Below are 842 nucleotides of genomic sequence, written 5' to 3'. Positions count from 1 at the left end.
GGAGCTGTAACTGTAACTTCTTCAGATGAAGTATCAGCTGGAAGCGATTGCCCACAAGCAAGCACAATCACACGTACATTCACAGCAGAAGATGAGTGTGGAAACACATCAACTGCCGTACAGGTGATCACAATTGTTGACACAACTGCTCCAGTAATTGAAGGTGAAATCGAAGTAGAAATGCCATGCGATATGGTAGACGAGTCTATTTTGGTAGAAGCTTCAGACAACTGCGGTGAGGTGACTCTTACTTATGAGGACGAAGGTGTATCAGGAGGATGCGCAGGACGTATCATCCGCTTGTACACAGCAGTTGATGAGTGCGGAAACAGCTCAACTTTCGAGCAAATCATCGATCTTGTTGATGAGGTAGCTCCAGAGTTTGTGCTCTTCCCAGAAGATGTAACAGTAGAATGCGACCAGGTACCATCTAACGAAGGACTGGAAGTAGAATACACAGACAACTGTACAGATGTAACTCTAGAATACAACGGTGAAGTAATCACTGAAGGTGAGTGCGCAGGTCAGTACACAATTGAGCGTACATGGACTATAACTGATAACTGTGACAACAGCACATCAGCGACATGGACAATCAATGTGGAAGACACAACTGCTCCAGTATTCGAAGTAGTTCCACAAGATGTAACTATCGAGTGTGACCAGGATCTTCCAACAGACGAAGCAACAGCTTTCGATAACTGTGGTGAAGTGACAATCACATCTTCAGATGAAGTTGCAGATGGTGAGTGCCCACAAGAATATGTGGTAACACGTACCTTCACAGCAACAGATGACTGTGGAAATGCAAGTACAGCAGTACAGGTAATCACAGTAGTTGA

At 44.7% G+C, this 842-nt stretch carries 1 protein-coding gene; it reads left to right on the top strand.

The window, feature by feature from the left end; translation table 11 throughout:
* Positions 1–842 (top strand): HYR-like domain-containing protein (locus ABHV44_RS16145; protein WP_459075749.1); only part of this gene is annotated, 842 nt, incomplete at both ends.

Source organism: Halocola ammonii (assembly GCF_049334165.1).
Lineage (GTDB): Bacteria > Bacteroidota > Bacteroidia > Flavobacteriales_D > Sanyastnellaceae > JBEGHD01.
This window is presented reverse-complemented; position numbering and strand designations above follow the sequence as displayed.